Below are 21,911 nucleotides of genomic sequence, written 5' to 3' on the forward strand. Positions count from 1 at the left end.
TAGAGACCGGTTCCTGGACCGGACAAAACTAACAAAAAAGGTAACAGGCAATGGACATTAAACAAGCGCTTACAAAACTGGTGGCTCGGATTGATTTGAGTACCGAAGAAATGATTTCTGTCATGCGTGTTGTGATGACGGGCGGTGCGACGCCGGCACAAATTGGTGGTTTTTTGGTGGCGCTGCGTATGAAAGGGGAGACTCTGGATGAAATTACCGGCGCAGCAATGGTAATGCGTGAACTGGCGACGCCGGTAGCTATCGATGTTGACTATTTGGTTGATACTTGCGGAACCGGTGGTGATGGCGCCAATTTATTTAACGTATCAACTGCCAGTGCGTTTGTGGTTGCGGCGGCCGGTGGTCGTGTGGCCAAGCATGGTAACCGTTCGGTTTCAAGTTCTACTGGCAGCGCAGACGTGTTGGAAGCGGCAGGCATCAAACTGGATATTACAGCGGAGCAGGTTGCTCGCTGTGTAAAAGAAATCGGTGTCGGCTTTATGTTTGCACCGGCGCATCACAGCGCCATGCGTCATGCGATTGGCCCGCGTAAAGAGCTGGGTATGCGCACCATTTTTAATATGCTTGGTCCTATGACTAATCCTGCTAACGTAAAACGCCAGGTAATTGGTGTGTTTAATGGGGAACTCTGCAAGCCTATGGCGGAAGTGCTAAGTCGTTTAGGCAGTGAACATGTAATGGTTGTTCATGCTAAAGATGGCTTGGATGAAATTAGCTTGGCCACTGAAACCAAAGTTGCTGAGTTAAAACATGGTGAAATTCGCGAGTACATTATCAAACCAGAAGATTTTGGTATGCAATCCAAAAGTCTCATTGGTTTAAGTGTTAGCAATGCGGAAGATTCGCTGTTGTTAATACGAGATGCATTAGGTAATCGCCGTGGACAATATGCTGAAAAAGCCGCTGATATTATTGCGCTTAACGCTGGTGCTGCCATCTACGTAAGTGGTGTAGCATCCAGCCTGTCCGATGGTGTTGAAATGGCTCGTGATGCAATCGGTAGTAGTCTTGCGGGTGAAAAAATTCGCGAGCTTGCGGCATTCACACAATATCTAGAATGATTAGTGTTAAAACATTGAACTTAATTTAGGTTATTTGGGAAACTCCATGTCTGATACACCAACCGTATTGCGCAAAATAATTGCGCGCAAATGGGAAGAAATCGCCGAGCGCAAATCCCGTGTTTCACTGGATGAACTAAAAAAGCGTGCAGCAGCACAGGCAACTGCGCGCGGCTTTGTAAGCGCAATTGAAAATAAGTTGGCGCAGGGTAAGGCCGGCGTAATTGCTGAAATAAAAAAAGCATCGCCAAGCAAGGGCGTTATTCGCGAACATTTTGTACCCGATGAAATTGCGCGTTCATACGAGCAGGGCGGAGCTGCGTGTTTGTCGATATTGACGGATGTAGATTTTTTCCAGGGCGCTGATACGTATTTACAGCAAGCACGCGCCGCTGTAAATCTGCCTGTGATTCGTAAGGATTTTCTGGTTGACCAGTACCACATCTATGAGGCGCGTGCACTGGGTGCGGATTGTGTATTGCTGATTGTTTCGGCGTTGGAAACAGCCAAGTTAAAAGAGTTGAATGCATTAGCTCACGACTTGGGTCTGGATGTGTTAGTGGAGGTTCACGATGAGCGTGAGTTAGATATCGCGCTCGAACTACCAAACAAGCTAATCGGTATCAACAACCGCAACTTACATACCTTCGATGTAACCTTGGAGACAACCTATAAGTTGCTGGATAAAATCGGTGGTGATCGTATTGTTGTGACTGAGAGCGGTATTCTCGCGCCTGCCGATGTGAAAGCCATGCGCGATAAAAACGTGCATGCGTTTTTGGTTGGCGAAGCATTCATGCGGGCAGAAGATCCTGGCCAGGCACTGGCAAATTTTTTCTCCTGAGTGATGCGTCGATAAAAAGAAAGCCCGCAATAGCGGGCTTTCTTTTTATCGGTTAAGCGTTTGTCTAAATCGATGATTAACGCGTTCCGTAGACCACCATGGTTTTGCCTTTTACCAATACCAAGCCCTGATCTTCCAGAGTCTTGAGTACACGGCCCACCATTTCTCGCGAACAGCCAACGATTCGACCAATTTCCTGGCGGGTAATTTTGATCTGCATGCCGTCAGGGTGAGTCATTGCATCTGGCTCTTTGCACAATTCGAGAAGCGTACGAGCAACACGACCGGTCACATCGAGGAAGGCGAGGTCGCCTACCTTGCGGGTGGTAGCGCGCAGGCGGCGCGCCATTTGGCTGCCTAACGCAAACAGGAATTCGGGGTGAGATTCAGAAATTTCCTGAAACTTGGCGTAACTGATTTCTGCTACTTCACACTCAGATTTAGCTCTTACCCAAGCGCTGCGGGAATCTTTCTCGTCGAACAAGCCCATCTCGCCAAAGAAGTCGCCATCGTTCAAATAGGCGACGATCATCTCGTGGCCTTCGTCATCTTCAATCAATACGGTTACAGAACCTTTGACGATGTAGTACAGAGAATCACTCTTATCGCCCGCGTAAATAATGGTACTTTTGGCGGGATAACGGCGACGGTGACAGTGAATTAGAAACTCTTCCACATTCTTTATGTGCGGTGTTAGCGAGACAGCGACCAAGGTGTGGCTCCTGATTTTTGTAATGGTTGAGGGGGTTTTTATATGATTAATTTACATATGAAATTTATTATGACGACAAGCCCGCCGCGCGGCTAGACACCGACCATGACAAGCTGAAAATTTGTGATGCAGTTATAAGCCTAGTTATTTGAATTGTCTACAAAAAATGAAATTCTTAACAGTGTATGTTGAATAATGCGACATTTCGGCTTTGCGCTTTTAATATGGTAGTCTACGCCCCTTTCTTGATAGAGCCGTTAATGTCGGGTGGATGAATTATGCAAGCAGTTGTGAAGTGGGTTGATGGGGCCCAATTTCTGGGCGAGTCAGGTAGTGGTCACGCGGTGTTGATGGATGGCCCGCCGGACCATGGTGGTCGCAACACCGGTGTGCGCCCGATGGAGATGTTACTGCTAGGGTTGGGCGGCTGTTCTTCGTTTGATGTGATGAGCATTCTGACCAAAGCTCGCCAGCAAGTGACGGATTGTCGTTGTGAGCTAGACGCTGAGCGCGCTGATGGTGTGCCATCGCCGTTCACCAAAATCCACATGAAGTTTTTGGTAACTGGCAAGGAATTGAAGGAAGCTCAGGTCAAGCGCGCCGTGGAATTGTCAGCAACTAAATACTGCTCGGCATCAATTATGCTGGAGGCGGGTGGCGTAGAAATTACCCATTCTTACGAAATTCGTGAAGCCTGATCAATGTGGGTTTGACGTTAAAATGCCCGCTTGATGCGGGCATTTTTGTGGGGCCTCATTTATATGCGGTAACTGGTTGTTGTCATCACTTTAGATACTAGCGTCATCACACCTTTCACTGGCGCAGGAAATTTGTAGCCTCCCGCATTTAACGCCATCTCTGCATGCTGTGCTTCATCTTCCAACATTTTTTCAATGACGGCACGGCTGCGTAAGTCTGCAACAGGCAGTTGTTCGAGATGACTTTGCAGGTGTTTGCATACCTGATCCTCGGTTGCGGCCACGAAACCCAAGCTTACTTTATCGCTAACCAGGCCAGCACCTGCGCCTATCGCGAACGAGAGCCCGTACCAAACGGGGTTAAGATAGCTGGTATGACTGCCAAGTGAGTCGATTCTTTCCTGGCACCAGACCAGATGATCAATTTCTTCTTCGGCTGCGTGTTCCATTTCGCTGCGTACTTGCGGTAATTTCGCGGTTAGCGCCTGACCTTGATAGAGCGCTTGCGCGCAAACTTCACCCGTGTGGTTCACGCGCATCAACGCGGCGGCTTGCTTGCGCTCAGTATCACTCAATTCAGCTTCATCGAGCGGGCGGGCGGGTGAAGGGCGCTCGCAGGTCATATCGCTGCCCGCTGCCAAGGTGCGCAGGGCGCGGTCGGCATTGATAATGAAATTGTCGATTAGGCTTAGGTGACGGGACATGATGGGTTCTCCGCAAAAGATGTGTTATTAAACCAGAAATCCTGTACCGGCTTAACCCTAATTTACTTGTATACAAGCTGCTGCATGACTATAGTCAAAAAATAATAAAATTTTGACCCTCGAGATTTCTTCCCATGTCTTTTTCTTTATTTTCCAACCGCAAGCTCGTGTTGTCCCTGGTGACGATCAGCTTATCTTTACCCGTTATTGCCCAGCAGCAACGCTCACCAGCGAGCGATACGCCGATTTATCAGGACTCCTCGCGCAGCTTTGAAATGCGTGCAGCGGATTTGGTGGCGCGCATGACGCTGGAAGAGAAGGTTGCGCAGATGCTAAACGATGCTCCAGCAATTCCGCGTTTGGGTGTCCCAAAATACGAATGGTGGAATGAAGCCTTGCACGGTGTTGCGCGCGCGGGAGATGCAACGGTTTTTCCCCAGGCGATTGGGATGGCGGCGACTTTTGATCCTGCATTAATTGGTAAAGTAGCGCGCGTGATTAGCGATGAGGGCAGGGCAAAGCACCATGAGTTTGCCCGCCGTGATCAACGGATACGTTACCAGGGGCTAACGTTCTGGTCGCCTAATATCAATATTTTTCGCGATCCTCGCTGGGGGCGGGGTCAGGAAACCTACGGTGAAGATCCCTATCTCACCAGTCTTATGGGGGTGGAATTTGTAAAAGGTTTGCAGGGCGATTATGCCGGTGCACCAACAACGAAATATCGCAAAGCCGATGCCACTGCCAAACATTTTGCTGTGCATTCGGGCCCGGAGGCGGATCGTCATCATTTCGATGTAACTCCCAGTGAGCGCGATTTATATGAAACCTATTTGCCCGCCTTTAAAGCGCTGGTGCAAGAGGGAAAAGTAGCGTCGGTGATGGGCGCTTACAATCGCGTTGGTGGCGAATCTGCATCGGCCAGTCAGCGGTTGTTGATTGATATTTTGCGCAAGGACTGGGGGTTTACCGGTTATGTGGTTTCAGATTGTGATTCTATTGAAGATATTTTCCTACACCACAAAATTGTTAACACTGCCGAAGAAGCAGCGGCTCTCGGTGTTAAAAAAGGCACCGAATTAAATTGTGGCAAAACTTATCACGGGCTGGTTAATGCCGTTAAGCAGGGATTGATTAAAGAAGCAGAATTGGATGATTCACTGCGCAGGCTATTTTTAACACGTATACGTTTGGGTATGTTTGATGCCGCCGCCACTGTACCTTGGGCACAAATTCCTTATTCCGTAAACCAAGCTGCTGAGCACGATCAGCTCGCGCGCAAGGTCGCACAGCAATCAATCGTGCTGCTTAAAAACCGGGGCATTTTGCCGCTCAAAAAATCGTTAAAAAATATCGCAGTCATTGGTCCTACTGCCGATGAAGTAATGTCACTGCTGGGTAATTATTACGGTACACCCGCTGCGCCAGTCACAATTTTGCAGGGCATTCGCGCTGCCGTTTCACCAACCACAGAAGTGGTTTACTCGCGCGGTGTAGATTTAGTAGAAGGACGTGAAGATCCGCGCGCAGCACCGATTATTGATCCAGCGTATTTGCGTCCTTCGGCAAGCTCTACTGAACAGGGGTTGCGAGGGGAATATTTCAAAGGCGTAGCGCTGGCAGGTACGCCAATAATCACTCGCGTGGATTCGCGTATTGCATTTCGCTGGGATCGCGGTGCCCCGACAGATTCACTGGTGGCGCGCGGTGAAATTGCGGCCGATGCCGGGTTGCCCAGCGATAGCTACAGCGTGCGCTGGACTGGGCAGCTGCTTCCGCCGGTTTCCGGGGCTTATGAAATTAATGTAAGTGCTAATGACGGAGTGCGGTTAAAAATCGATGGCAAAACACTGATCGACTCATGGCAGCTCGCTGAGCGGTTGCGTAGTCAGAGTGTGCAAATTGAATTGCAAGCCGGTAAGGCTTATGACATCACCTTGGAATATTTTGAAGATATTCGCGATGCCGAGGTGCGTCTGGGGTGGCGATTGCCGGGCGCTAAAGCGCCTTTTGATGAAGCCATTGTCGCCGCACAAAAAGCGGATGTGGTGGTGTTTGTCGGCGGATTAACTGGCGACGTAGAAGGCGAGGAAATGAAGGTGAATTATCCGGGTTTTGCCGGCGGTGATCGCACCGATATTCGCTTACCCGCTATTCAGCAAAAATTATTGGAGGCTCTGCAAAAAACTGGCAAGCCCATTGTAATGATCTTGACTGGTGGCTCAGCGATGGCGATTGACTGGGCAGATAAAAACTTGCCCGCGATATTGATGAGCTGGTATCCCGGCCAGCGCGGCGGTAATGCGGTGGCGGACGTATTGTTTGGTGATGCGAATCCCGCTGGCCGTCTACCAATTACCTTTTATAAAGCCGATGAAACCTTGCCCGCGTTTGATGATTACTCAATGGTCAATCGCACATACCGCTATTTTACCGGTGAAGCGCTTTATCCCTTTGGGTACGGTTTGTCCTACACGCGTTTCAATTATTCGGCACTGAAACTTGATCAGTCGCGCATCGCTGCGAATCAGAAAGTAAACCTGCAAGTGCAGGTAAAAAATTCCGGTAAATACGCGGGCGATGAAGTCGTGCAGGTGTATGTAAAACCTGTGCAACCACAACGCAGTCGCGCTGTTAAAGAGCTTCGCGCGTTCCAGCGAGTGCACCTGCGCAAGGGTGAGTCGCGCACGCTGTACTTCAGCCTGCAGCCCGACCGGGATTTGCTGATTTATGATGACCAGAAAAAAACCTATGCCGTTGATCCTGGTCGTTACGAAATTCAGATAGGTGCATCCAGTAGTGATATTCGTTTGCGGCAGGTGATTGAGGTGGCCGCACCCTAAAAAACTGGTTGCAAGGCTGCACTAGCCACTGCATGCTTGTTTTCCAAAAATCACAGAACAACTTCCCTGAGAATTAGGTTCGGTTGAAAGGAGACAAGCGTGCAAGACGTTGATGAGATCAAGCTGTTGCTGGATTCCCGCATCCCGCTGCTGGTGATAGAAACCTACGAAGAAAAGAAAGCGCTGGACGTATTGCTGAAAGTTGCCAACAAGCATGGCAAGGATCTGCATCGCTGGTCGCTAACTGATGGTTTGTCGCGGTTGAATTTTGGCCCGCAGTTGGTACCCAAGGGGACTGAACTCAATGAGGCGGAGGAAATGCTCCGCCATGTTAAGCAGCAATCGCAGCCGGCGATGTTTGCGCTCTGCGATATTCACCCCTTCCTTGTTGATCAACCGCAAATCGTCCGCTTGTTAAAAGATATTGCGCTCAATCATTTTGCGATCCCGCATACTCTGGTGTTCCTGAGTCATCAACTGCGTTTGCCGCCAGAGTTATCGCGCTACAGCGCCAGCTACGCGTTGACCTTGCCGGATGATGACAAAATCATGGAAATTATCCGTGAGGAAGCGAAAGATTGGTCGGACCGCCATGCGAGTGCGCGCGTAAAAACGGACAACATTACGCTCAAAAAGCTCGTCAATAATTTGCAGGGTATGAATGCCAGCGATGTGCGTCGTTTGGTGCGCGGCGCTATCTGGAACGATGGCTCGCTCAATGAGGATGATTTACCGCGCATCAACAAAGCAAAATTTGCATTGCTGGATATGGAAGGTGTAGTCAGTTTTGAACAACAGACGGAAGATTTTTCCAATGTCGGTGGTTTGCATAATTTAAAACGCTGGCTGCTCACTCGTCGTGATGCGTTTAACGATGATGATTCCAAATTGGATAGACCCAAGGGTATTTTGCTGTTGGGCGTGCAGGGTGGTGGTAAAAGCCTTGCGGCCAAAGCGGTTGCCGGATTGTGGGGCTTGCCCTTGATGCGTATGGATGTGGGTGCGCTCTACAATAAATTTCACGGCGAAACCGAGCGCAATTTGCGCGAGGCCTTAAAGTTGGCCGATGCTATGTCGCCCTGCGTGTTATGGCTGGATGAAATTGAAAAAGGCATGGCGCAGGATGGCAATGACAATGGCGTATCGCAGCGCTTGCTGGGCTCCTTGTTGACCTGGATGGCAGAGCGACGCACGCGCGTATTTATTGTGGCGACCAGTAATGACATTTCGCGGTTGCCGCCCGAATTAATTCGCAAGGGGCGTCTGGATGAAATCTTTTTTGTCGATTTGCCTGAGCCTGCCGTACGCAAGGATATTTTCTCCATCCATTTGCGCAAACGCGATTGTGCAGTGGCGAATTTCGATCTCGAACAATTAAGTGCAGCCACCCAGGGTTTTTCCGGTTCTGAAATTGAGCAGGCCATTATTGCGGCTCTCTATTCGGCGGCGGCAGAAGCCAAGCCTTTAACCACCGAAATATTGTTGCGTGAAATTACGGCGACTAGCCCCTTGTCAGTGGTTATGGCAGAACAGATCACGCAATTGCGTATTTGGGCGGAAGACCGCACAATTCCTGCATAATCTTTTCTAATCGGAGTGATGTGCCCCACAGCTGTGGGGCACAAAGCGAGCCAGACAAATGACAGCTGCTGACGAGCAACCCATCGCTATTGTTGATAATTGGTTAAACATTGCGCATAAATTGCCATCACCGAATTTCAACCAGCGCCCGGAAAATATTCCGGTGAGTTTGCTGGTCATTCACAATATCAGCTTGCCGCCTGGGGAGTTTGGTGGCGGTTATGTGCAGCAATTTTTTCAAAATCGATTGGATGCAAGTGCGCACCCTTATTTTGCGAGTATTGCCAACTTGCAGGTTTCTGCCCATTTATTCATCGATCGCGCGGGTAAAGTGACGCAGTTTGTTGCATTTGATCAGCGTGCCTGGCATGCAGGTACTTCCAGTTTTGAGGGTGTTGCTAACTGTAATGATTATTCCATCGGGATAGAGTTAGAGGGCACAGATACGCTGCCCTATACCGATGAGCAATACGCTGTATTGGTGAAAGTAACTCGCCAGCTGCTGGTGACTTATCCTACACTTACACCTGCGCGTATCACTGGCCATGAACATATTGCGCCTGGGCGCAAGACAGATCCGGGGCCGGCGTTTAGTTGGTCGCGTTATTCTGCATCGCTGGGAACCTGAGTTCCTGTTTCACGTGTCTAGCAAGAGTCAGACAACATGATTTTTCTCAGTTTGGTGGTAGTACTTGGCATTGTGTACTGGTTGGGTTCAGCCAGTGTTTTGCATTTCGACGGTTGGTTTAAATGGATAATTAATCGTTTGCAAAAAATCCCGGGCCTGTCGTCTGTTGCCGGCGTGCCATTGGCAGTTGCGCTATTAATTCCGCTCGCGATTCTGGTGCTCATTTTTGTCGTGATTAATCAGGCATTCGATAATCCGTGGGTCGGCATGTTTTTATTGTATTCGCTGGTGTTGCTCTACAGCTTGGGGCGTGGGAATTTGATAGCGGATGTTCAGGAATATATTTCACTAGCCACGCGCGGTGATTCTGTCGCGGCTGTGCAACTGCTGGATAAATTGCGTGGTAACACTGCCGTTGAGCCGGTTGCCGAATCTGCAGACTGGCGTTTATTACACGGCGAAGCACTGAAAATTATTGCTTATCGCGGTTTTGAACGGACTTTCGCAGTGCTTTTCTGGTTTTTTATCGCAGGTCCTTTTGGTGCATTGCTCTATCGCTTGAGTGTTCTCTATCGCGATTTTTCCGAGCAGGGTAGTGAGGCGGCACAGGTTGCCAGTAAATGGCTCTGGTTACTGGAGTTACCCTCTGTGCGGTTAATGGGCGTGACCTGGGCATTTGTCGGCAATTTTGAAACTTGCCCGTTGCGCAAAAATTTATTGGATGTGCAGAGCTCTTCCGAACATGTATTGAATGAGTGTTTGCGCGGAGCATTGGGCGCACCCACCGAGTGTTCTACAGAAGCTATGGCGACTATGAACCCGGAACAAAAAGCAGAAATGCAGGAAGAAATGGAAGAGGAAACCCAGGATATTATTGAGGATTTGACGGGCGATGTGATTACTACTCACTCCGAGCCTGCCTATTCTTTTGCGTTAATTAAATCCAGCTTGCCGCTTTATACCCGTTCATTACTATTCTGGGTTTGCGCCATCGCCTTTGCCACCTTGGTCGTTTGATCCGACCAATGTTGGCGGGAAGATTGTTTAATTGTTAATTTGAAAAAGTTTGAGGTTAGTTATGCCATCGTTTGATGTGGTTTCGGAAGTTGATAAGCACGCGTTGACTAATTCGGTTGATCAGGCCCAGCGTTTGATTACCAATCGTTTTGATTTTAAAGGTGTGAATGCCAGTTTCGAGCTTAAAGAATACGAAATCACTATTACTGCCGACGCAGAAATGCAACTGGATCAAATGCTGGACATACTCAGACCTGCCATGGCGAAAAATGGCATTGATGTGAGTTGTCTGGAAATTGGCCAGGTTAAAAGTGCCGGCAAGCAAGTGAAGCGTGAAGTAAAAGTCCGCACGGGCATTGATAAGGATCTGGCGAAAAAGATTGTGGCGCTGGTGAAAGATAAAAAGCTGAAAGTGCAAGCGAGTATTCAAGGCGAGCAGGTGCGTGTGACCGGCAAGAAACGCGATGATTTACAGGAGTGTATTGCCGCACTGCGCGCTGCGGAGTTGGGCATGCCAATGCAGTTTGAAAACTTTCGTGATTAATAGTTAATTCGCGTTTGGAAAAAAGCCCTGCTCATTGAGCAGGGCTTTTTTGTTTTAATCGGTAAATTCAGTAGCCCGTAAGAAGTGAAACGTATTACGGGATTGTCATCAAATTTCTGCACTGCTGATTTTTCATCACACCCCGTATTACGCAAGCTCCATACGGGCTACCCTAATAATCAGTCTCTATGCAGCCGATTCCACAACCAGGCCAAAATGAGTAGCGTGGGAATTACCGACAAACTGCTGAAAATATAAAACCAGGAATAACTGGTCGCTTCAACAATATATCCAGATAAGCCACCAATAAATTTTCCCGGTAAGTTCGCCAATGAAGCGAGCAGTGCATATTGTGTTGCCGTGAAATTCTGGTTAGTCAGGCCGGACATAAACGCGACTAGCACCACACCCGCAAAGCCTTGCGAAATATTATCGGCGCTGATAGTCGCAAAGAATGCCCACGCCTGCCCGGGGTTATTTGCCATCAACAAATACGCGATATTGGAGAGCGAAACCAAAAGGGTTGCCACCACTAACATATTGCGCATGCTAAATGCGGCAATACAAATTCCGCCTAAAAACGCGCCGCCAATTCCCACCCAAACGCCAAACAGCTTGGAGACAGTTGCTATATCGGCCTTGGTATAGCCAGAATCCAGATAGAATGGGCCCGCCATTACGCCAATCATTTGGTCGGGTAATTTAAACAGGCCTACAAAAAGTAATAATGCTAATGCCAGCAATATGCCATTGCGCGAGAAAAATTCCTGAAATGGTTTAATAAACGCGTCAACGATATGCACATCGCGCACCGCCAGCGCGCGCTCGCCTGTCGGTTCTTTGCAAATGACTGATGCTGTTAACGGGATAAGCAGGAACAGCGCCATCATCAAATAGGCATTGGTCCAACCAAATAATTCAGCGAGATAGAGTGCAATAGCGCCCGACACAATCAACGCGATGCGATAACCCAGAATATAAGTTGCGGCCAAAGCGGCTTGGGATTCGATAGGCGCAACTTCAATGCGATAGGCATCGACTACAGTATCAAGCGTTGCACCGGCAAATGCAGCAACGGCTACCAGCGCTATAAAAATACTGAGTGACGATTCCGGTCCCACCAACGCCACCGCAACCAATGCAGTAATCAGCACCAGCTGTGACACCACCAGCCAACCTTTGCGCCTTCCGAGAAACGGTAAGCTGTATTTATCGATGAGTGGCGCCCATAAAAATTTGAGCACGTAGAAAAAACCGGCGTAACTGATCAAACCAATCACACTCAATTCGAATCCTGCATCGCGCAGCCAGGTGGAGAGCGTCATGCCGCCGACTAATAAAAATGGCAGGCCTGAACCTATCCCCAAACAAAATAGTGTTAGTGCTGACGGTGTGGCAAATGCGCGTTTGATCCCGCCCCAGCCCTGGTAGCGATTGTTATTTTTGTCGGGAGTTTGGGTTACGTTTTGGTCAGATGAGGTCATGGGTGGGGTCAGCTGATAAAGGATTAATTATTGTAACCGTAAATGCGCAGATTGATTTTGTTGTTTTTAAATTCGACCCCCTCTGCTTGCAGGCGGCGCTTTTGTTCTTTGTAGCCGGGTGAGTCTTCCGGCAGCGAAATTTTTCCCTGTGAATTAATGACCCTGTGCCAAGGCAGTTCGGTGTGTTCAGGTAATCCGCACAGCACTTTTCCAGCAAGGCGCGCTGCACCGGGTAAACCTGCGAGCTTGGCCAATTGGCCATAAGCAATTACTTTGCCGGCCGGAACAGCCATCAGTGCGAGATAAATGGCGGACTTATTGCGCGCGAAAGTGGAATCTTCAGTGGGAAATGCTGGCGGTGTCGCTGCCGTTTTTTTCATAGGGATACCAAAAATGCGGGAAATTGACCGGTATTTACTTGCCTAAACCCAAACCTAACCAATATTAACACTATTAACATTTCTGACATTGCAGCGGGAGTTGCCGGTTACTTTAATGAATATCTGTTCTCAGGTAAAACCGGATTCTGTCACTGTGAAATACATATTGATACTGCTCTTTATTGTTTCTTCGGTTACTGCCAGCGCGGGTGTAGTTGAATTGCACAATGGTGATCGCTTGGAAGGTGAATTGGTCCGCATAGAAGCTGACCATTTGGTGTGGAAATCCAGCAATTTTGGTGAGCAGTGGATTTCTAAAATCAAAATCAAAAATATCCAATCGGAGCGCCCGCTAAAAATCAACGGCAGTAAAGCGGCCTGCCAGTTGCAAAATATGGATGGGGCAGACCTGGTTTATCAATGTGAAAACTCGTCTCGCGTGCGCCGATCGTCGCTGCTAACCATTAAAACGCTGATGCCCTACGAAGATTACAAAAAGGGGGCCTGGATACACCATGGGCGTTTGAATTTGTGGGGCGCTTATTCGCGCGGCAACGAAGTGCGCGATGAATGGAATTTACAAACCGAAATTGAATTGCGTCGCGCTGATTTTCGCCACGTTATCGGCGGCGATTTTGCGCGCGCGTCCTGGAATTATTCCGCGCCGCAAGAACGTTGGAATGGCCGCTATTCGCTGGATTGGTTTGTGGCTGACCAATGGTTTTGGTACAACAGCCTGCTGGCGGGCGCGGACCCGCAGCGCGGTATGGCGAACTACCGCAGTGTGGGTTCCGGGGCGGGCTATCAGTTTTTTGAGAATCTCACTAGCGCACTATCGCTAAAAGCCGGCGCTGCCTATATGGATGAAAATTATATTTTTCCGCAAGAATTGATCGGTGAATTTGCTAGTGGCGATGAGTTTATAGCAATGCGCGTGGCAACGGATTTTCGCTACACCATGCCTTGGGGGGTAGGCTTTTTCCACAATAATGAGTTGCTGCAATCTGCGGAAGATAAACCCAATTGGCGAGTGAAGACCACGACGGGTTTGAGTTCCATGATTCTCAAACGCATCTATTCCGAATTTAAAATCGATTACTGGCTTGACAACGAACCCCAGCCGGCGCGCAAGGGGGCTGATACGCGGATGTCGCTGGGGGTGAGTTACAAGTGGTAGACTGGCGGCTCTTTTAGTTATTTGGATAAGCAACTGATGCGTATTTTGCCTCTGCTATTGTTTCCCTTCATTGAGCTTTGGCTGATGATTGAGGTCGGTGATGAAGTAGGGGCGTTGGCAGTCATTTTCTGGCTGGTGGCGATGATCGTTATCGGTGTAAATCTGCTACGTTACCTAGGGGCGGCGAGCATGCTGAAAGCCGCGCAAGGTGCGCGTACCGGTGAGTTGCCTGGCGTTGCTATCGCTGAAGGCTTATTTAAAGCCATCGGGGCGATCTTGTTGATTATTCCCGGATTTATTTCTGATGCGCTGGCGTTGATTTGCTTTATCCCCTGGTTCCGTCGCCTGTTGATCAAGCGTTGGGTGGCCAAAATGACCGTCCGCGCCGCCGGCTTTGCCAGCCAACAATCCCCTTTTGGTCGAGATCCTTTTAATCAGGGATTTGGTGCGGGAAACGTGTACGACCATGACGGATCTGCGCACACTGATGCCGATAGCCAGCGTGGTGGGGTGTTAATTGAGCAGGAAAAGTCCCAATCGCGGGACAGTTCCAGCCCATCTGACGCTAACAAGCCTTAATTCAGGATTTTTTCTCTCTCCCGCTGTTGAAATCCCCAAAGCCAACCCCAGATAGGTTGTCACCGCTTTCGGCCTCCGGTTTCCGGTTAGCCCTGGAGTATCGGCGGCCATCCTGATGACCTTGAAACTTTCAAAGTCATCCTTATAAACACCACGCTGGAGTCACCTCGTTCAGCCAGCCTGAGCCGGACTCCCTGTTTAGTTAAAAATTGATTGTTAGGAGACATAGCTTCATGAAAATTCGTCCATTGCATGATCGCGTTGTGGTTCGCCGCAAAGAAGAAGAAACCAAAACTGCCGGTGGCATCATTCTGTCCGGTTCTGCCAAAGAGAAGCCAAATCAAGGTGAAGTGGTAGCTGTGGGTAATGGCCGTGTATTGACCAGCGGTGAGTTGCGTCCACTGGATGTAAAAGTGGGTGATGTAGTGGTGTTCGGCAAATACGCTGGCAGCGACACCATCACCATCGACGGCGAAGAGCTGGTAATCCTGAGCGAATCAGACATCAAGGCTGTATTGGAATAATTCCATCGCCCAGTTGGTTTGAATGAAAAGCGATTTAATACGCTCGATTTCCCTGAATTTCTTACGAAAACGAATTTTTAAAGGTACAAATCATGTCAGCTAAAGAAGTAAAGTTTGGTGATAGCGCCCGTCAACGCATGCTTGCCGGTGTAAACATTCTGGCCGATGCCGTTAAAGCAACCTTGGGCCCAAAAGGCCGTAACGTGGTTTTGGAAAAGTCTTTCGGCGCTCCAACCATCACCAAAGACGGTGTATCTGTTGCTAAAGAAATCTCCCTGAAAGACAAGTTCGAAAACATGGGCGCGCAAATGGTAAAAGAAGTTGCGTCCAAAGCCTCTGACGATGCAGGTGACGGTACTACTACTGCTACCGTATTGGCACAAGCCATTGTGAACGAAGGTTTGAAATCTGTTGCGGCCGGTATGAACCCAATGGATCTGAAGCGTGGTATCGACAAAGCGATTGGCGCTGCAGTTAAGCATGTGCAATCAATCGCCGTTCCTTGCGCAGACACCAAGTCTATCTCTCAAGTAGGTAGCATCTCTGCTAACAGCGATACCTCTGTGGGTGAGCTGATTGCCGAAGCTATGGAAAAAGTCGGTAAAGAAGGTGTTATCACTGTAGAAGAAGGTACCAGCCTGGAAAACGAACTGGACGTAGTTGAGGGTATGCAATTCGACCGCGGCTACCTGTCTCCTTACTTCATCAACAACCAGGACAGCATGAGCGTTGAGCACGATCATCCGTTCATCCTGTTGGTTGACAAGAAAATCTCTAACATCCGTGAACTGCTGCCAGTTCTGGAAGGCGTTGCCAAGTCTGGCAAGCCGCTGATCATCGTTGCTGAAGACGTTGAAGGCGAAGCACTGGCGACTCTGGTAGTGAACAACATTCGCGGTATTGTGAAAGTTGCTGCTGTTAAGGCGCCAGGTTTCGGTGATCGTCGTAAGGCTATGCTACAAGACATCGCGGTATTGACTGGCGGTACTGTGATCTCTGAAGAAGTAGGTCTGGATCTGGAAAGCGCAACCCTGGAGCATTTGGGCACTGCAAAACGCGTAACCATGAACAAAGACAACACCACCATCGTTGACGGTGCTGGTAATGCTGACGAGATCAAAGCGCGCGTACAACAAATCCGCGTACAAATCGAAGAAACGTCTTCTGATTACGACCGCGAAAAACTGCAAGAGCGCGTAGCCAAACTGGCTGGCGGTGTTGCGGTAATCAAAGTGGGCGCAGCCACTGAAGTAGAAATGAAAGAGAAGAAAGCTCGCGTTGAAGACGCCCTGCACGCTACCCGTGCTGCAGTTGAAGAAGGCGTGGTTCCAGGGGGCGGTACCGCTCTGATTCGTGCAGTTGCAGCTATCGCTGACCTGAAAGGCGACAACGAAGATCAAAACGCCGGTATCGCTATTGCACGTCGTGCAATGGAAGCGCCTTTGCGTCAAATCGTTGCCAACGCCGGTGACGAGCCATCAGTCGTTGCTGACTCTGTGAAGAAAGGCACTGGCAACTACGGCTACAACGCTGCTACTGGTGTTTACGGCGACATGATCGAGATGGGTATTCTTGACCCAGCTAAAGTAACCCGCACTGCACTGCAAGCGGCTGGTTCTATCGCTGGTTTGATGATCACCACCGAAGCCATGGTTGCTGATCTGCCAGAAGACAAGCCAGCGGCAGGTGGCGGCCACGACATGGGCGGCATGGGTGGCATGGGCGGCATGATGTAATCATGCATCTCGTAGGGGCGCGATTTATCGCGCCCTTTCTGTTTTAGGGTACGGTAAATAAAAAGTAGGGCGCAATAAATTGCGCCCCTACGATTGATGAAAATTAATGGTAATTAGATAACAAATCTATTTTTAGCAGATACAATCTGCAACGTTTTTTCCAACCGTGAATTAGGAGAACCATCATGGCTTTTGAATTACCTGCATTGCCTTACGCAAAAGACGCTCTGGCACCACACATTTCTGCTGAAACTCTGGATTACCATCACGGCAAGCATCACAAAGCCTATGTGGATAAACTGAACACACTGGTTCCGGGTACTGAATTCGAAGGCAAAAGCCTGGAAGAAGTGATCAAATCTTCTACCGGCCCTGTGTTCAACAATGCCGCGCAAATTTGGAACCACACGTTCTACTGGAACTGCTTAAGCCCTAATGGCGGCGGTGCTCCAACGGGTGCAGTTGCTGATGCAATCACCAAGGCATTTGGTTCTTTCGACAAGTTCAAAGAAGATTTCACCAATTCTGCTATCAACAACTTTGCGTCTTCCTGGACTTGGTTGGTGAAAAAAGCAGACGGCTCTGTCGCTATTGTTAACACTAGTAACGCGGCAACTCCGCTGACTGATGCTTCGGTAACTCCAATTCTGACCATCGACCTGTGGGAACACGCTTACTACATTGATTTCCGCAATTCTCGTCCTAACTACATTGGTGCTTTCTGGTCATTGGTTAACTGGGAATTCGTAAACGCTAACTACGCCAAGTAATTTCGCGGCGAGTTTAGAAAACGGGCCTTGTGCCCGTTTTTTTATGGGCTGAATCTCTGGTTAATTACATGTACTGACCTATGTTTGTACTGTCCGCTGCTATAAAATGCGCGCACACTCCGTTTTTCCCTCCTGTTTATTGCATTGTTTAAGGTATTGTTGTTATGGAACGCAGAGAACCCACCCTGTCCACTGGCGCAATTTCCGAGCAGCCTGAACCGCGTCGCCAGCAATCCTATGAACGGGATGATGAGCATGACACGCCAGTTTCGCGCCCGGCGCGCAAGCCAACCCCTCAATCTACTGTTGCCTATGCTCCTGCACCCTCCAGTAGTTTGCCTGCGATTGCATTGGTGGTTGCGTTAGTCGCTGTTGCCGGCGCCGGCTTTTTGGGGTGGCAATTGTTTCAGGCACAAGCGATGTTGAAGCAGGCTGATGAGCGTATTAAAGGTTTGGAGCAGCAATTGAGCCTTACCTCGGAAGAGTCGAGCGCGTCGGTGGTGACCTTGCAATCCAACCTAAAAAAGTTGGATGGCGAAGTGCGTCGTATTGCTGGTGTGACGGAAGAGAATCGCAAAGGTCTTGCTGCTAATAGCGAAAAAATTACCGCTGTAGGGCGCGATACTGCCAACGCCCAAAAAGCGGCAACAGATGCAAAAACTGGCTTGGCCTCACTCAAGCAAGAAGTGGCTGCCAACAAAACTGCTGCAGAAGCTGCCGCCGCGAAAATTGATGGTATGACCACCAGCGTGAGCCAACAGGGGCAGAGCGTACAAAATATGAAAGAGGAGCTGGATAAAATGGCTCTGGAAATGACAGCACTGGATAGCTTGGCGTCGCGCACCAAGAATAACGAAGATGCTATTTCTGCAATTGATGATTTCCGCCGCAGTACCAACCGCGAAATCTTGCAGATCAAACAACAGATGGGAACTGCCCCAAAATAATTTTCCGTTAAACCTGCGCTCGCCCATTGGCGAGCGTTTTTTTTAGTTGATCAGTTTTTTAGTAAGACGAGAATTAATTATGCCAACCGTGATTCGCCAACAAGATTTGATCGACAGCGTCGCCGATGCGCTGCAATTTATTTCCTATTATCACCCGGTGGATTTTATCCAGGCCATTCATAAGGCCTATGAGCGCGAGCAGAACAAAGCTGCGAAAGACGCCATGGCGCAAATCCTGATTAACTCGCGTATGTGTGCAATGGGGCATCGCCCGATTTGTCAGGACACAGGTATCGTCACTGTATTCGTGACTGTGGGTATGGATGTGCAGTGGGATGCGCAGATGAGTCTGACTGATATGGTCAACGAAGGCGTGCGTCGCGCCTACAATAATCCCGATAACGTACTGCGTGCATCTATCTTGGCTGATCCGGATGGAGCGCGTAAAAATACCGGCGATAACACACCGGCCGTTATCCACTACAACATTGTTCCCGGCAACACCGTCGATGTTCACGTCGCCGCGAAAGGCGGTGGTTCGGAAGCAAAAACCAAATTTGCGATGTTGAATCCATCGGACTCGGTAGTGGATTGGGTGCTTAAAGTGGTTCCGGAAATGGGCGCGGGTTGGTGTCCTCCGGGCATGCTTGGCATCGGTATTGGCGGTACAGCAGAAAAAGCGATGTTGCTCGCCAAAGAAGCACTGCTTGATCCTGTGGATATTCAAGAGCTGCAAGCGCGCGGTGCGAAAGATCGCTATGAAGAATTGCGCATCGAACTTTATGACAAAGTAAATCGCCTCGGTATTGGTGCCCAAGGTCTGGGTGGTTTAACCACGGTTGTGGATATCAAAATCAAAGATTACCCGACTCACGCCGCAAACAAAGCCATTGCGATTATTCCCAACTGCGCAGCAACTCGCCATGCGCATTTTGTATTAGATGGTTCTGGTCCTGCGTTCCAAACGCCACCAGCGCTGGAAGATTATCCGGACATCACCTGGGAGGTGGGCGACAGCGTGCGCCGTGTAAACCTGGATACAGTGACACCTGAAGATGTCCTTGAGTGGAAAACCGGAGAGACTATTTTGCTGTCCGGCAAGATGCTGACCGGTCGCGATGCGGCCCATAAAAAAATGACTGACCTGCTTGCCAAAGGCGAGCCACTGCCGGTGGATTTGAAAGGTCGTTTTATTTATTACGTCGGTCCGGTTGACCCGGTGCGCGACGAAGTGGTTGGCCCGGCGGGCCCCACTACAGCAACCCGTATGGATAAGTTCACGCGCACCATGCTGGAGCAAACCGGGTTGCTCGGCATGATTGGTAAATCAGAGCGTGGCCCAATCGCCATTGAAGCCATTCGCGATAATAAGTCTGTCTACCTCATGGCAGTCGGCGGAGCAGCATACCTGGTGGCGCAAGCGATTAAATCGTCCAAAGTCCTCGGTTTCCCGGAGCTGGGTATGGAAGCCATTTATGAGTTTGATGTGAAAGATATGCCCGTAACTGTGGCGGTAGATTCGCGCGGTGAGTCAGTGCACACCACCGGTCCGAAAATTTGGAAAGCCAAAATTGAAGAAGGTGTTTTAGAAATTCAATAGATCTTCAACAGTCTTACTATTAAAAACGGCAGCTAATAACTGCCGTTTTTTTTATGTCAAAAAAGTTATAACTAGTATTCCGGGAAATAAAAATAAAATTTTTAGAATGGAATCTGTATTGCACGGATACTTTAATGTTCCTGTATTCCGCTGCGAAATAAAAATTCCTACTTAACTCTTAGTAAATCCTGCATTAAGTAATAAACCTGCTACTTTTAAAACTATCCTATGAAATAGCTATAGCGCTAACCGGTCATCTGTGGTTGCAATGGAGTCATGGAGTTGAATTTGTCAATGCAAGCAAAGCAGGGTTCAAATCTTCTCTTGGCAGCAATTAGTGGCTGCCTGGCTTCCTACTTCATCCATCCTTTGATTGGCCCTCTGGTCTCTTGTGTGTTACTCGCACTGGGTTTGCATTTATTGGCACAGCCAAAACCCGACCAGCAACAATCGTTATTCACAACCGATAGCTCCGAAGGAGTGCAAATCGTAGATGAGGTCGGTCAATTATTTGATCAAGTGTTGCAAGAGAGCCAACAAAATTTGCAGGCGCAAATTGGAATTCAGTCGGATGCTGTACTTACTTTGAGTGAGTCGTTTCATCGCATTAAAACAATTCTTGAAACCCAGCAAGAAATGATCAATCAATTGTTGTACGACACTAGCGACGGGGCGAGTGGTGAAAGCATCTCCGAGCGAATGACATTATTTGCCGACAATACCTACGCTTTGCTCAATCGCTTTGTCGATACCACGGTAGAGATGAGTGCGTCTTTTATGGAGCTGGTTGATAAAGTGGGATCTATTTCTGAAAAAATGCCCTTAGCATTGAAGGCTTTGCAGGATATAGATCAAATTGCTTCGCAAACCAATTTGCTGGCCTTAAATGCTGCTATTGAAGCGGCGCGTGCCGGCGAGAGCGGTAGGGGGTTTGCCGTTGTGGCGGACGAAGTACGCGCGCTGTCCAATCGATCTGCGGGTTTTAGTTCAGCAATTCAAACACAGCTAAGAAATATAGCATTGGGCATTGAAGATCTTAAGACGACGGTCAGTGAGGTCGCAGCGCAGGATATGACCTACGTACTTCAAGTAAAAGCGGAAATGCAAAAGGTCAGCGGTAGCCTGATTCAAAGAGCTGAACGTGATCAAAAGATTACCAAGGATATGGAGCCATTGGTTGTTGAATTGGTTAATCAATTGCACAACGCCATTCGCGCTCTACAATTTGAGGATATGTCGACTCAAAATATGCGTTACATAATTCAAAGGTTGCAAGAGCTAATTTTAATTAGTCAATCGATGGTTGAAGTGGGGCGTGATTTTAATGAACTTCATTCCGCTGTAAAAAATTACCGTGAAGATTCGATGCGAGAGAAACACAATCCCGTTTCAAATTCATCGGTAGAAAGTGGAAGTGTAGATTTGTTTTGAGCGTGCTTTAATGTTAATGGGAGTTATTTATGTCCAGCTCTGCGGTTATACGAATGCCAAAGCGCTTCGATTATTCATCCAGTACTGACTTTAATGGTGCTATCTCGGTTGCTTTGGAACAGTCAGGTACCATTACGCTGGATTGTATCGATCTGGAATATATTGATAGTGCCGGTATTGGGTTGCTGGTTATGTCGCAAAAGAAGGCGCAATCGCGTCAATCAAAATTGGTAATGATCAATCTGAAAACGGCTCCCAAAGAAATTCTTGGGTTAGCCAATTTGCAGAAAATAATCGAAATTCATTAATTACCTTGAGTGAAGGTTATAAGGTGCAGAGATGACAGTTGCCACCATTGTATTACCCGATCGCTTCGACTATAGCTATCACAAAGAGTTTCAGCGCCAATGTGGTGAACATATCGAAAGTCAGTCGATTGAAAACATTATTTTTGATTTCAGTCGGGTTGAATATATCGACAGTGCAGCACTGGGAATGATGATGATGTGGCAACGTAGAGCTGCAGCATCCAATAAAAAAATGTCGATAAAGGGGGCTAAAGGCGCAGCGTCGCAAATACTGGAAATGGCCAATATGAAACGCATTTTTGATTATATTTAGCAGCAAAAA

Annotated in this window: 22 protein-coding genes; 18 read left to right on the forward strand and 4 right to left on the reverse strand. The window is 48.6% G+C overall.

The window, feature by feature from the left end; genetic code table 11:
* The first annotated feature begins 50 nt into the window (after nt 1-50).
* Both trpD and trpC read left to right on the forward strand, forming a co-directional pair.
* A complete protein-coding gene (gene trpD / locus D0C16_RS22985; protein ID WP_151034543.1) occupies nt 51-1,082 on the forward strand; it encodes an anthranilate phosphoribosyltransferase in 1,032 nt (343 codons plus the stop codon).
* Between the two features lie 46 nt (nt 1,083-1,128).
* Nucleotides 1,129-1,926 (forward strand): indole-3-glycerol phosphate synthase TrpC, encoded by a 798-nt coding sequence (gene trpC / locus D0C16_RS22990; protein WP_191968601.1) that lies wholly within the window; start codon nt 1,129-1,131, stop codon nt 1,924-1,926.
* Between the two features lie 76 nt (nt 1,927-2,002).
* On the opposite strand, the gene crp is transcribed toward trpC, so the two are convergent.
* On the reverse strand, nt 2,003-2,638 hold the full coding sequence (crp, locus tag D0C16_RS22995; protein ID WP_151034547.1) for a cAMP-activated global transcriptional regulator CRP: 636 nt from the start codon (nt 2,636-2,638) through the stop codon (nt 2,003-2,005).
* Between the two features lie 278 nt (nt 2,639-2,916).
* Between crp and D0C16_RS23000 the strand changes: the two genes are divergently transcribed.
* Entirely contained in the window at nt 2,917-3,336 is a 420-nt protein-coding gene (locus tag D0C16_RS23000; RefSeq protein ID WP_151034549.1) for an OsmC family protein, read from the forward strand.
* 59 nt (nt 3,337-3,395) lie between these two features.
* Here D0C16_RS23000 and coq7 read toward each other — a convergent pair whose 3' ends face one another.
* The gene (gene coq7 / locus D0C16_RS23005) at nt 3,396-4,040 is read right to left on the reverse strand and encodes a 2-polyprenyl-3-methyl-6-methoxy-1,4-benzoquinone monooxygenase (RefSeq protein WP_151034550.1); all 645 of its coding nucleotides are present in this window, start codon (nt 4,038-4,040) and stop codon (nt 3,396-3,398) included.
* 134 nt (nt 4,041-4,174) lie between these two features.
* On the opposite strand from coq7, the gene D0C16_RS23010 reads away from it, so the two are divergent.
* From D0C16_RS23010 to D0C16_RS23030, 5 genes are all read left to right on the forward strand, one after another.
* On the forward strand, nt 4,175-6,883 hold the full coding sequence (locus tag D0C16_RS23010) for a glycoside hydrolase family 3 protein (protein WP_151034552.1): 2,709 nt from the start codon (nt 4,175-4,177) through the stop codon (nt 6,881-6,883).
* Between the two features lie 99 nt (nt 6,884-6,982).
* Nucleotides 6,983-8,464, forward strand: coding sequence for an AAA family ATPase (locus tag D0C16_RS23015; RefSeq protein ID WP_151034554.1), 1,482 nt, complete (start codon nt 6,983-6,985; stop codon nt 8,462-8,464).
* Nucleotides 8,465-8,522: 58 nt separating this feature from the next.
* Entirely contained in the window at nt 8,523-9,092 is a 570-nt protein-coding gene (gene ampD / locus D0C16_RS23020) for a 1,6-anhydro-N-acetylmuramyl-L-alanine amidase AmpD (RefSeq protein ID WP_151034555.1), read from the forward strand.
* 36 nt (nt 9,093-9,128) lie between these two features.
* Nucleotides 9,129-10,109, forward strand: a complete 981-nt coding sequence (gene ampE / locus D0C16_RS23025) for a regulatory signaling modulator protein AmpE (protein ID WP_151034557.1) — start codon at nt 9,129-9,131, stop codon at nt 10,107-10,109.
* Nucleotides 10,110-10,170: 61 nt separating this feature from the next.
* Nucleotides 10,171-10,653, forward strand: coding sequence for a YajQ family cyclic di-GMP-binding protein (locus tag D0C16_RS23030; RefSeq protein ID WP_151034559.1), 483 nt, complete (start codon nt 10,171-10,173; stop codon nt 10,651-10,653).
* Between the two features lie 179 nt (nt 10,654-10,832).
* Here D0C16_RS23030 and D0C16_RS23035 read toward each other — a convergent pair whose 3' ends face one another.
* Both D0C16_RS23035 and D0C16_RS23040 read right to left on the reverse strand, forming a co-directional pair.
* On the reverse strand, nt 10,833-12,137 hold the full coding sequence (locus tag D0C16_RS23035) for an MFS transporter (protein WP_151034561.1): 1,305 nt from the start codon (nt 12,135-12,137) through the stop codon (nt 10,833-10,835).
* A 23-nt stretch (nt 12,138-12,160) separates the two neighbouring features.
* On the reverse strand, nt 12,161-12,517 hold the full coding sequence (locus D0C16_RS23040; protein WP_151034563.1) for an MGMT family protein: 357 nt from the start codon (nt 12,515-12,517) through the stop codon (nt 12,161-12,163).
* Nucleotides 12,518-12,632: 115 nt separating this feature from the next.
* Between D0C16_RS23040 and D0C16_RS23045 the strand changes: the two genes are divergently transcribed.
* The 10 genes from D0C16_RS23045 to D0C16_RS23090 all read left to right on the forward strand — a co-directional run bounded on the left by D0C16_RS23045 (nt 12,633) and on the right by D0C16_RS23090 (nt 21,902).
* Nucleotides 12,633-13,694, forward strand: a complete 1,062-nt coding sequence (locus tag D0C16_RS23045) for a DUF481 domain-containing protein (RefSeq protein ID WP_151034564.1) — start codon at nt 12,633-12,635, stop codon at nt 13,692-13,694.
* Nucleotides 13,695-13,730: 36 nt separating this feature from the next.
* Nucleotides 13,731-14,273, forward strand: a complete 543-nt coding sequence (locus tag D0C16_RS23050; protein WP_151034566.1) for an FxsA family protein — start codon at nt 13,731-13,733, stop codon at nt 14,271-14,273.
* A 233-nt stretch (nt 14,274-14,506) separates the two neighbouring features.
* Complete coding sequence (locus D0C16_RS23055) at nt 14,507-14,797, forward strand: co-chaperone GroES (RefSeq protein WP_039916494.1); 291 nt, start codon at nt 14,507-14,509, stop codon at nt 14,795-14,797.
* A 92-nt stretch (nt 14,798-14,889) separates the two neighbouring features.
* Nucleotides 14,890-16,533, forward strand: coding sequence for a chaperonin GroEL (gene groL / locus D0C16_RS23060; RefSeq protein ID WP_151034567.1), 1,644 nt, complete (start codon nt 14,890-14,892; stop codon nt 16,531-16,533).
* Between the two features lie 185 nt (nt 16,534-16,718).
* Nucleotides 16,719-17,303 (forward strand): superoxide dismutase, encoded by a 585-nt coding sequence (locus D0C16_RS23065; RefSeq protein WP_151034569.1) that lies wholly within the window; start codon nt 16,719-16,721, stop codon nt 17,301-17,303.
* A gap of 164 nt (nt 17,304-17,467) precedes the next feature.
* Entirely contained in the window at nt 17,468-18,250 is a 783-nt protein-coding gene (locus tag D0C16_RS23070; RefSeq protein ID WP_225318829.1) for a hypothetical protein, read from the forward strand.
* 79 nt (nt 18,251-18,329) lie between these two features.
* The gene (locus D0C16_RS23075; protein WP_151034571.1) at nt 18,330-19,850 is read left to right on the forward strand and encodes a fumarate hydratase; all 1,521 of its coding nucleotides are present in this window, start codon (nt 18,330-18,332) and stop codon (nt 19,848-19,850) included.
* Nucleotides 19,851-20,144: 294 nt separating this feature from the next.
* The gene (locus tag D0C16_RS24585; protein WP_225319065.1) at nt 20,145-21,281 is read left to right on the forward strand and encodes a methyl-accepting chemotaxis protein; all 1,137 of its coding nucleotides are present in this window, start codon (nt 20,145-20,147) and stop codon (nt 21,279-21,281) included.
* 29 nt (nt 21,282-21,310) lie between these two features.
* Nucleotides 21,311-21,589, forward strand: coding sequence for an STAS domain-containing protein (locus D0C16_RS23085; RefSeq protein ID WP_151034573.1), 279 nt, complete (start codon nt 21,311-21,313; stop codon nt 21,587-21,589).
* Nucleotides 21,590-21,620: 31 nt separating this feature from the next.
* The gene (locus tag D0C16_RS23090; protein WP_151034575.1) at nt 21,621-21,902 is read left to right on the forward strand and encodes an STAS domain-containing protein; all 282 of its coding nucleotides are present in this window, start codon (nt 21,621-21,623) and stop codon (nt 21,900-21,902) included.
* Nucleotides 21,903-21,911 lie beyond the last annotated feature (9 nt).

Source organism: Cellvibrio sp. KY-GH-1 (genome assembly GCF_008806975.1).
Classification (GTDB): Bacteria; Pseudomonadota; Gammaproteobacteria; order Pseudomonadales; family Cellvibrionaceae; genus Cellvibrio.

Excerpts from the sequence above, each read along its gene's own strand:
- trpD (WP_151034543.1), top strand. The coding sequence starts at position 51 with ATGGACATTAAACAAGCGCTTACAAAACTGGTGGCTCGGATTGATTTG.
- trpC (WP_191968601.1), top strand. The coding sequence starts at position 1,129 with ATGTCTGATACACCAACCGTATTGCGCAAAATAATTGCGCGCAAATGG.
- D0C16_RS23000 (WP_151034549.1), top strand. The coding sequence starts at position 2,917 with ATGCAAGCAGTTGTGAAGTGGGTTGATGGGGCCCAATTTCTGGGCGAG.
- coq7 (WP_151034550.1), bottom strand. The coding sequence starts at position 4,040 with ATGTCCCGTCACCTAAGCCTAATCGACAATTTCATTATCAATGCCGAC.
- D0C16_RS23010 (WP_151034552.1), top strand. The coding sequence starts at position 4,175 with ATGTCTTTTTCTTTATTTTCCAACCGCAAGCTCGTGTTGTCCCTGGTG.
- ampD (WP_151034555.1), top strand. The coding sequence starts at position 8,523 with ATGACAGCTGCTGACGAGCAACCCATCGCTATTGTTGATAATTGGTTA.
- ampE (WP_151034557.1), top strand. The coding sequence starts at position 9,129 with ATGATTTTTCTCAGTTTGGTGGTAGTACTTGGCATTGTGTACTGGTTG.
- D0C16_RS23030 (WP_151034559.1), top strand. The coding sequence starts at position 10,171 with ATGCCATCGTTTGATGTGGTTTCGGAAGTTGATAAGCACGCGTTGACT.
- D0C16_RS23035 (WP_151034561.1), bottom strand. The coding sequence starts at position 12,137 with ATGACCTCATCTGACCAAAACGTAACCCAAACTCCCGACAAAAATAAC.
- D0C16_RS23040 (WP_151034563.1), bottom strand. The coding sequence starts at position 12,517 with ATGAAAAAAACGGCAGCGACACCGCCAGCATTTCCCACTGAAGATTCC.
- D0C16_RS23045 (WP_151034564.1), top strand. The coding sequence starts at position 12,633 with ATGAATATCTGTTCTCAGGTAAAACCGGATTCTGTCACTGTGAAATAC.
- D0C16_RS23050 (WP_151034566.1), top strand. The coding sequence starts at position 13,731 with ATGCGTATTTTGCCTCTGCTATTGTTTCCCTTCATTGAGCTTTGGCTG.
- D0C16_RS23055 (WP_039916494.1), top strand. The coding sequence starts at position 14,507 with ATGAAAATTCGTCCATTGCATGATCGCGTTGTGGTTCGCCGCAAAGAA.
- groL (WP_151034567.1), top strand. The coding sequence starts at position 14,890 with ATGTCAGCTAAAGAAGTAAAGTTTGGTGATAGCGCCCGTCAACGCATG.
- D0C16_RS23065 (WP_151034569.1), top strand. The coding sequence starts at position 16,719 with ATGGCTTTTGAATTACCTGCATTGCCTTACGCAAAAGACGCTCTGGCA.
- D0C16_RS23070 (WP_225318829.1), top strand. The coding sequence starts at position 17,468 with ATGGAACGCAGAGAACCCACCCTGTCCACTGGCGCAATTTCCGAGCAG.
- D0C16_RS23075 (WP_151034571.1), top strand. The coding sequence starts at position 18,330 with ATGCCAACCGTGATTCGCCAACAAGATTTGATCGACAGCGTCGCCGAT.
- D0C16_RS24585 (WP_225319065.1), top strand. The coding sequence starts at position 20,145 with ATGCAAGCAAAGCAGGGTTCAAATCTTCTCTTGGCAGCAATTAGTGGC.
- D0C16_RS23085 (WP_151034573.1), top strand. The coding sequence starts at position 21,311 with ATGTCCAGCTCTGCGGTTATACGAATGCCAAAGCGCTTCGATTATTCA.
- D0C16_RS23090 (WP_151034575.1), top strand. The coding sequence starts at position 21,621 with ATGACAGTTGCCACCATTGTATTACCCGATCGCTTCGACTATAGCTAT.